This window comes from Caballeronia sp. INML2 (genome assembly GCF_023631365.1).
GTDB classification, from domain to species: Bacteria; Pseudomonadota; Gammaproteobacteria; order Burkholderiales; family Burkholderiaceae; genus Caballeronia; species Caballeronia turbans.
Genome location: NZ_JALQDH010000174.1, coordinates 1 through 1601, shown reverse-complemented (window position 1 = coordinate 1601; position 1601 = coordinate 1). Strand labels below are relative to the sequence as shown.

Genomic DNA, 1601 nt, shown 5'->3' with positions numbered 1-1601 from the left:
ACGATCGAACGTTCAGCCGTCCAGGTCGTTGTTGATACCAGCATCGCCGCACGACTTCAGGGCTTGTCCGACGCGATAGAACACGTCCCGGCCGCTGGCCGTCCGTTGCTGCTGTCGAAATACGGCTTCAGGGACGAGACAGCGCTTGCTGCAGCACTAACAGCACAGCGGCGGGACCTGGACTCAGCAGAGCGACTGCGCGCTTCGGAACTCGCTGCCAACGAAAAACGCTTGGCCGCTTTGCTGGCGGCATGTGGCCTCAGTGCGATTGTCGCCATTATGGGAGCCGTTGCACTCTACGACGCGCACGTGGCTCGCGGCCGAGTGCCGCGCGAAGCCGACACAGCTGCCGCCTAGCGCCGCCGTGCGACCCAACCTCGCTTTACCGATACAAGATGAATCTGATCGTTGTTAGCTTCGAGGACTTCACGAAGGACCCCGCCGGCGCGCGTGCTGACTCGGTACCGTCTCCGGGCTTCCCAGACAGCTGGATCGACGCGTTGGTCGGGACGGGCTCCGTTTTCTCGCGTGATGAAGCAGCGCCCGGCGCTGTAAAGACCATCGGCCTTCGCTTTCCCAGCGGCGAGCACGCCGAGCAGTTTTGCCTGAGCGTACGCAAAGTGGCCAACCTCCTCGGGACCCGGGCACACATACACAAGGTTCCAGCCCATCAGGTGGACCTCACACTGAGCGAGGCCTCACGACATCGTGCAAGTGTCATTTGACGGACTCACAGTCTCACTCGAAGACGTTCAAGACAACCCCGCGCGGTACGCGCGCCAGCTCGAACGCGCAAAGAAGTCACCGGGTTACGCTGTATGCCGCTGCCGGGAGCGCGTCGCTGGCAGACTCTTGCGGCTTGTTGTGCGACGCTACGGCGCGCTTTTTCATCTCGCAAGATGGCCTGACGAAGGGCCAAACCACGACGAGATCTCATGTCCGTTCTATGCCGCGGCGCCCATCAAAGATGGAAGAACGCCCGACGTCCTCAGTGCGATCCGGCAAACGCCCGCAGGGCTGAACGTCAAGCTCGACGCCTCGCTATCCGTTCGAACGCTCGAACGGTCGATACGCGCTAAAGGCGGCTCCTCGCTCACCACGACAGCTCGCCGCGCCGCACCGCTCCTTGGGTTTCTGCAACGCGTTTGGCTCGAGGCCAATTTGCACGTCTGGCAAGGAGGTTCCACGCGCGGTTGGGGTCAGTGCAACGCACAGCTCGTGGCCGCTCTTGGCGATGGCAAGCTTAACGGTAAGCCCATCCACGAGGTCTTGCATGTCATGCGTCGACACGACGAGAGCCAAGCGCAATCCATTGTCGCCGAGTTCAATGCGTTTCTAGACGATATCACGACCACACCCCAAGCTTCTCAACGCCGATTGGTGCTCGGCGAGCTCCGCGGCGTGGTGGCCTCGAAGTACGGCTTCGTCGTCGCGCTGCGCCAAACGAAGCGCACATTCTTCGCTTCCACGCCCGTTATCGAATCGGCCGCCGCGTCGTTCAGGTCCGCCTGGGCGATGACGGGTAACGCTAGCGCGCGCGTCGTGATTCTCGCCTTGGTCGAGCGGACAAGGGACGGAAATCTTCGGATCATCGACCTTGC

Annotated in this window: 3 protein-coding genes; all 3 read left to right on the top strand. The window is 62.1% G+C overall.

Annotation, left to right across the window (positions count from 1 at the left end; translation table 11 throughout):
• Positions 1 to 357, top strand: a 357-nt coding sequence (locus NCT32_RS36815; RefSeq protein WP_250491545.1) for a hypothetical protein, incomplete at its 5' end; no start/stop codon positions are given.
• 38 nt (positions 358 to 395) lie between these two features.
• Positions 396 to 725, top strand: coding sequence for a hypothetical protein (locus NCT32_RS36810; protein WP_062255108.1), 330 nt, complete (start codon positions 396 to 398; stop codon positions 723 to 725).
• Positions 709 to 1601, top strand: an 893-nt coding sequence (locus tag NCT32_RS36805) for a DUF1173 family protein (RefSeq protein ID WP_250491544.1), incomplete at its 3' end; no start/stop codon positions are given. The genes NCT32_RS36810 and NCT32_RS36805, both read left to right, overlap by 17 nt.

Coding starts and splice junctions, on each gene's coding strand:
- NCT32_RS36810 (WP_062255108.1), top strand. CDS start 396: ATGAATCTGATCGTTGTTAGCTTCGAGGACTTCACGAAGGACCCCGCC.